This is a genomic window from Anaerostipes sp. CAG:276 (genome assembly GCF_000432215.1).
Taxonomy (GTDB): domain Bacteria; phylum Bacillota; class Clostridia; order Lachnospirales; family Lachnospiraceae; genus Anaerostipes; species Anaerostipes caccae.
Genome location: NZ_FR889205.1, coordinates 170,845 through 177,019 on the forward strand (window position 1 = coordinate 170,845; position 6,175 = coordinate 177,019).

Here is a 6,175-nt window from a genome sequence, read left to right on the forward strand (position 1 = left end):
TTATTTGGATTTTTTTAAAATACTTGCGAACACTGGGACCGCTGAATCAAAATATACCCATGTATCACATTCATGACTTGAATATTTGCTTTTGTCCCTCCGGTACTCTCCGTACTCCGGTTGTTTTAGATCATTCTGATTCGCAATTCTTCCGATCTTATTCGATGACACCCCAAACATGTTTCCAATTTCTCCTGCTGAGTATGTTTTTCTTTGTTCAATGGCCGGAAGTGGAATGATCTGTTCTCCTGCTAATACCTCACTTGCTTTTGATACCAAGACATTCTTATATGTCTCTGATAATGTATCCACATTTGCAAGTTTCAAAAAAGTCTGTGCCATTCTGGTTTGTGCATTCATTTTCATAACTTTAAGTCGTTCATCCACATCCAATTCCTTTTGTATCTTATAAGAACCTGTTTTACGAAGAGACGGGAGTACCTCTGATGTCACCCAGTGCTTAAATTTCTTTGCGTTTGAAAGTTTACTCCCAAAAATCAAAGCGTATAAACCGGATTCATTGATAGCTGTAAGTCCACGTGGTGGAATTTCGGCACTGATAAAATTCACCGGAAATGCTTCTTTTGGAATGTGATTTTCAATGGTCGCAATTTCCGACCTTTGAATAATCCGCCTATCTTCCTTATCGACATGACTGATTAATGCGTCTTTTGTGTTTTTATACCCAAGTGCGGTTGCCACATCTTTTCCTACAAACCAAGGTTCGTTGTTAATAGTTACTGTTCGGATTTCTCCAAACTCATCATTGTTAAAAATCATTAAATCTTTCATATTTCACCTTCTTTTTATAATGAATTTACGGTTTTATCGTAATCTAGAGGTAAAAAAATAATCTGTGCATATTTAATGCCATACAATTTTTCAATTTTTCTTAGAACAGGTATATCTGGATATGATTTTCCTCTTTCATAGTTACTTAACGTATCTACAGATATTCCTAGCATTTTAGCGGCTTGATACTGTTTTAGCCCTCTCAATTCTCTCGCATTCTTTAATGTCATTCTTGACTCCAATCTTATCCCTCCTTTCTGCTTAATTAGACTATACTACGATTTAAACGTAATGTCAACGTTTTTATCGTATTTTTTTAAAATTTTATTGATTTTTTTACGGTAAAAACTTATAATAGAAATACATTAATATTGAAAGAAAGGAGACGAATATGGGTGGACTAGGAAACAAGGATATAATGGCGAATAATATAAAATACTATATGAATCTAAATGGAAAAACAAGAAACGAAATGTGTGAGGCACTGGGGGTAAAATATACAACTTTTACCGACTGGGTTAAGGGGAATACATATCCAAGGATTGATAAGATAGAATTAATGGCAAATTACTTTGGTATTGAAAAATCCGATTTGGTTGAACAAAGATCTGTAAACCGCAAACATAATGCCGTAGAAATAAATGTCTTGGGGCGTGTTGCCGCTGGAATCCCAATCGATGCAGTAGAAGAAATTATTGATACAGAAGAAATAACCGAAGATATGGCAAAAACAGGAACATTTTTCGGACTTCAAATACACGGAAATAGCATGGAACCAAAATTTAGTGAAGGTGACGTTGTAATTGTTAGACAACAAGATGATGCAGAAACAGACGATATAGTGATTGCTATCGTAAACGGTGATGAGGCTACTTGCAAAAAATTAAAGAAGTATAATGATGGTATTGTTCTTATCTCAACAAATCCTGCATATGAACCTATGTATTTTTCAAACAAAGAAATAATGGACAAGCCTGTAAAAATAATAGGGGTCGTAAAGGAATTACGCGCAAAATTTTAAACTTAAATATACTTAATAATAAAGAGGGATGTAGCTTTTAACTTTTTTACAATAAGGAGGATAAAATGAAAAAGAGACTGTTGTTTATTGTTGCTATATTTGCATTAGCAATCCTATCTGGCGGGTGTTCAAAGGAAGTAAAAGAATACAACATTGATGATCTATTAAAAAATTATTCTAAGGTAGAAAAAAGTATCGAAAAAGAAACACAATATTGGAGCGATGATGAAAAGAAAAGTACAAAATATGTAGATATTGTAGAAAAATACGCCAAAAAGAACGGTTTTGAACTAAATCAAAAAATTATTGTAAGAGGAAAACTAGAATCAATACTCGGAGGGTCTATTTTTTTAAAGGCAAATTCAGAAAAATCTGATTCGTTTATGTGTTCATTCGCCAAGTTTAAACTCCCTCCAAAAATAGCCTTGTTGGAACCTGGCGAAAATATTACAGTTGAGGGAACGCTTTTTAATTCAGGTACAGAAAAGGGGGAACCTTATGTATCTATTTATTTTGATGATTGCAAAATAAAATCACCATCGTTAAAAGAAATGGAGAGCATAGAGTTTAACGATAATATATCAGATATTATATCAACAGAATATTCGCAGCATAGAATCATGGGGACAGTATCATCTGTGATAAAAATTCCTGAAACCGTAGAAAAACGACAAGAAATGCTGGATAATTATAATTCTTCGGTCAATGGGGAATTTCAGTTTGTAAGTGCTTACCGATACGGAACACACTCTGTTAATTTTGAACTAGCAGATGGCAAGCATTTAATGTGTTTTGTGAATGAAAGAAACGGAACACTTCCAGAGGAGGGGGATAAGGTAAGTTTAATTGGAGAACATTTTACATATGACGGATACGAATGTGTAGACGCAAACGAATCTCCAATTTATATTTTTAATGACAAATAAAACAGTTAATAGAAAAACCGCCCGGCGGCAACCGGACGGCAGAACCTATAAATTATATAAAAAGTGAATACTTGACAAGACTCTTGGATATGATATAATGTAGCTAATTAGTGAATGACTGCTGGGCGGTCACAATAAAGGGTCTTGGAACTTCGGTTTTGAGACTCTTTTTGTTTTGGGAGAATGTATATGGAGAAAAAACCACAAGAATTTACAACCATTGAGCAACAGATAGAATTATTAAAATCAAGAAATCTAGTGTTCAAATCAGAGAAAAATGCAAAAATTATTTTAGAATCTTATGGATATTATGAAATTATCAATGGCTACAAAGATTTTTATGTAGAAAAAACTAACTCTACAGAACGATACAGAGATGGTATTACATTTGAGCAAATTGCATCTCTTTATTCCCTAGACCATTCAATCAGAAACCAATTAATAGTTACTCTACTTGATTTGGAAAGTCATTTAAGGGCGGCAACTTCATACGTGATAGCAGAATCATTTTCATCTACCCAGAGTGAATATTTGAAATTTTCTAATTATCAAAATCGTTCAACAAAATACAAACGATTTTCACTTGGTTCTATTCTTGACAAATTTAACAAGGTTGCTCATTCAAGCAAGGAGCCGATTAAATACCACATGGATACTTACGGGAATGTCCCTCCATGGGTTTTATTCAAAGGTATATATTTGAGTGACTTGGTGAATTTTATCAGATTACTGAAACCAAATGAAAAAGAAAAACTAATACATAAAATATATAGCATCCCGGTAGAATTAATTGATACTCATTTAAAAAATTTTTTTACAGATACATTATTTATGTGTCTTGAATACAGAAATTTAGCTGCACATGGAGACAGAATATATAATCATATTCCAAAATCTATAATTCGTGTTACTTCTGATTCGGAAAAGGAATTAAGTGAATTGATACCAAATTTTAATCATATAAACAATTCCCATTCATTAGGAACATTAATATATGCACTATCTTTATTTAAAAAGCAAGAATATGTTCACTCATTACAACAAGTTATTGAAAAAGAAATTAAACGACACTGTTCTGCTTATCCTGACGATTTAGAATACTTATTAGATTCTGTTGGTATAGCATCAATGGTGACTATAACAAGAATATAAAAAACCGCCCGGCTGCAACCGGACGGCAACTACATAACTCCGAAGAGATACGCTAACTCGTAAATATTGTATCATCTTCGGGCAGCTGTCACAAGAAGAACATCAGTTCCTTGATGGCTGTTATTTTTGTACCCATTTTGTGTAAGGAGGATGATAGAATGGCACTCACGACTTGCCCGGAATGCGCCGGGAAGGTATCTGACCGGGCGGAAACTTGCCCACACTGCGGATACCCTCTAAAGAAAACACCACGGAAAAAGCCGAAACCGAACCGCAGGCGTAAATTGCCGAACGGTTTTGGCAGCATAACAGAAATACGTCACACAGATCTGAAAAATCCTTTTTACGCTAGAGCCAACTGCGGAAAAGACAGATACAATAGACCGATCCTAAAGCCTCTCAAGCCGGAGGCGTATTTTCCTACCTATGAGGATGCCATGGAGGCTCTTATTAAGTATAACAAGGGCAAGGTGGACTTATCTAAGGATATGACCGTAGAGACCTTATACAGGCTCTGGTTTGCGGAATATGAGCAAGAGGTGGAGCCCGTAACTGCCAGAGGGGCAAAGAGTGCATTTTCTTACTGCCGGTCCATTTATAAGAAGTCTGTGCAATCTCTCCGTATTGTGGACATAAAGAATTGTATCGAAAATGGAATGGCAATAGAGACAAGAGGAAAAAACAAGGGAAATCCTAAAGAGGCATCTGCAAAAACAAAGATAAACATGAAATCTACGCTTTCTATGATGCTGGACTATGCAAAAGAAATGGAGATCGTAGACAGGAATTGTGCCAGGGAGTGTAATCTGTCCAAGCCGACTGTGAAAGATGCGGCGAAAGCAGAAAACCCACACTTCTCTTTCTCTGCTGCCGAACGCAAAACTCTTTGGCAAAATCGGGACAAGGAGAACGTGGACCTACTCATAATTTCTTGTTATTCTGGTTGGCGGCCCAACGAATTATGTGAGCTTGCCTTAGAGGACATAGACCTTAACAATAACCGCATGAAAGGCGGCAGCAAGACAGACGCAGGAATAGACCGGTATGTCCCGATCCACCCAGGGATAAAACCGCTTCTTATTGCTAGGTACCAGCAGGCACAGGAACTTGGCAGCGACCGATTAATTAATGTGGTCTCTCGTGGTAAGATACGTCCGATTACATACGCAATCTATTCAACCCGGTTTCACAAAATTATTAATGATCTGGGCCTTGATAAAAAGCACCGTCCGCACGATACCCGGGATACGTTCGCCACTGTTGCGAAAGAGGCAGACGTAGACGAATATGCCCTGAAATATATAATCGGGCACTCCATTACGGACATAACTGAGCGGATCTACACGGACCGGAAACCGGAGTGGTATTATAAAGAGATGTGTAAAATTGTTGTCGACAAATACTCGACAAATTAACCACTTCGGACGGGTTTTTACCGCTATTAAAAAATGCAGAAACGACCATTTTAAGCCATTTCTGCGTACACATCTACATTAAAACGTTTTTGTTTATCCAACGTTTTTAAGCCATTCTTCAATTTCCATTATATCTCTAAACCTAGATATATTCAACGTTTTCCAGCTTTTTTCCCAACCGGCCGTCTCTTTTTTAAATTAATCCTAAAAATCCTCTGCAGCCCCGATAAAATTAACGTTTCAGACCTTTTTTGAATTTAGCCGGTTGGGAAAACGACATCGTTATTTACGGTCAAAATATGGCGCTTTTCCTGCTGCGGCCAGTGGAATTCCAAGGATTACCTTCACTTCCGGTCCCAGTATTCCTAAAGACAGCGCTCCTTTTCCAATAGAAAACATAATGCGGTTGTCCACATGATTTAATGATGCCACACTGACAGCCGAGCCTAATGCAATACCCAGATCCAACGGATCAAATACACAGACGCTCTGGTTCTCCCTGCAGCCCTGGCAGTTTGTCTGATTACACCAACCACAGCACTCATTCAGTCCTCTTTGCTGATAAGTCACCCCAATCAAAACCACCGCCTGGCTTTTGCGGAGATTATCTGCATCTCTCACATAGAAATCCTGACCTTGTTCTTTTCCAAGACGCTCTGTCTCATCGGCAAGATTTTTAAGATCCTCCCCTGTCACTACCGCAGTGTGGATAAAATCCAGTCCCCTTGCTTTCGGTGCGGTTCTGGCCGCCGTACACATCTGTCTGGCTGTCTGAAGCACACCTTCCATTTCCAGTTCTTTTTCTTTATAAATCATCTCATCAACCTCCTGACTGATTAAACTATGACATTTTCCACATGATTTCCGTT

7 protein-coding genes are annotated in these 6,175 nt (G+C 37.2%); 4 read left to right on the plus strand and 3 right to left on the minus strand.

Going from position 1 to position 6,175, the window contains the following annotated elements:
- Together QVP35_RS14845 and QVP35_RS14850 are read right to left on the minus strand one after the other, a co-directional pair.
- On the minus strand, window positions 1–792 hold the full coding sequence (locus tag QVP35_RS14845) for a BRO-N domain-containing protein (protein WP_022261346.1): 792 nt from the start codon (window positions 790–792) through the stop codon (window positions 1–3).
- Between the two features lie 14 nt (window positions 793–806).
- Window positions 807–1,034: a helix-turn-helix domain-containing protein gene (locus QVP35_RS14850; protein ID WP_225103759.1), complete on the minus strand. Its 228-nt coding sequence runs from the start codon at window positions 1,032–1,034 to the stop codon at window positions 807–809.
- A gap of 149 nt (window positions 1,035–1,183) precedes the next feature.
- Between QVP35_RS14850 and QVP35_RS14855 the strand changes: the two genes are divergently transcribed.
- From QVP35_RS14855 to QVP35_RS14870, 4 genes are all read left to right on the plus strand, one after another.
- A complete protein-coding gene (locus tag QVP35_RS14855) occupies window positions 1,184–1,813 on the plus strand; it encodes a LexA family protein (protein WP_006566321.1) in 630 nt (209 codons plus the stop codon).
- 65 nt (window positions 1,814–1,878) lie between these two features.
- The gene (locus QVP35_RS14860) at window positions 1,879–2,739 is read left to right on the plus strand and encodes a hypothetical protein (protein ID WP_006566322.1); all 861 of its coding nucleotides are present in this window, start codon (window positions 1,879–1,881) and stop codon (window positions 2,737–2,739) included.
- A gap of 189 nt (window positions 2,740–2,928) precedes the next feature.
- On the plus strand, window positions 2,929–3,891 hold the full coding sequence (locus tag QVP35_RS14865) for an Abi family protein (protein WP_022261347.1): 963 nt from the start codon (window positions 2,929–2,931) through the stop codon (window positions 3,889–3,891).
- 113 nt (window positions 3,892–4,004) lie between these two features.
- Complete coding sequence (locus tag QVP35_RS14870; RefSeq protein ID WP_006566324.1) at window positions 4,005–5,306, plus strand: tyrosine-type recombinase/integrase; 1,302 nt, start codon at window positions 4,005–4,007, stop codon at window positions 5,304–5,306.
- A gap of 282 nt (window positions 5,307–5,588) precedes the next feature.
- On the opposite strand, the gene QVP35_RS14875 is transcribed toward QVP35_RS14870, so the two are convergent.
- On the minus strand, window positions 5,589–6,122 hold the full coding sequence (locus tag QVP35_RS14875) for a ferredoxin domain-containing protein (protein WP_022261349.1): 534 nt from the start codon (window positions 6,120–6,122) through the stop codon (window positions 5,589–5,591).
- Window positions 6,123–6,175 lie beyond the last annotated feature (53 nt).